Origin of the sequence: Brevibacillus jepli (assembly GCF_047229145.1) — a bacterium.
Taxonomy (GTDB): Bacteria; Bacillota; Bacilli; order Brevibacillales; family Brevibacillaceae; genus Brevibacillus.
On record NZ_JBFEFW010000103.1, the window covers coordinates 1 to 586 of the forward strand.

The 586-nt window shown below is 43.9% G+C and carries 1 protein-coding gene; it reads right to left on the bottom strand.

Features of this window, described 5'->3' with window-relative positions; genetic code table 11:
* Nucleotides 1-74 precede the first annotated feature (74 nt).
* Nucleotides 75-586, bottom strand: a 512-nt coding sequence (locus tag AB1L17_RS31465) for a GerAB/ArcD/ProY family transporter (RefSeq protein WP_412848843.1), incomplete at its 5' end; no start/stop codon positions are given.

A 586-nucleotide genomic window follows, 5' to 3' on the forward strand; every position in this document is an offset into this window, starting at 1 on the left:
CTAACCGAGGGGGATTGAAAATGGCTCCCTTATTTTTAGAGAGATGCTGTTTTTACACAATTATACGGACTCAACTAAATGACGAGCGTCGCCATGATCGCCAACAAACTTCTCAAGACGTTCTTATTTGCATTATTTTGATCGGCTACAAAAGGAAGGAAGATCGATGCGATGATCATTTCGCTATACCAGGTTTGCAACACAAAAGCTCCCTCTATCGAAGGCCTGATCCCCTCTCCCATAATCGGAAACAGATTCGACAATTGCAGGTCAGTAGTGATCGGCACGATAACAAGCAGGAAAAGCGTGATAAAAACAGGGAGAAACAGGACCGGATTTCCGTCGGATATTTCAGTAAATACATCAGCAATTGTTTCCACCTGTTTGATAGAGGAAACCGCGATTTTTTTGCGCATATTCAACAAGGTAGGTTCATGATGAAAACTTTGCTGCAACGGCGCCAGAACATGCTGATCGACTTCTTCGGTATTTGTAAGACCATCGATGTAGATAAGCGCGGCTCTCGTTTGATCCCCGATCCAAAAGTCATGAAAAATGACGTCGGAGCAGTCCGCATAAACCTCTT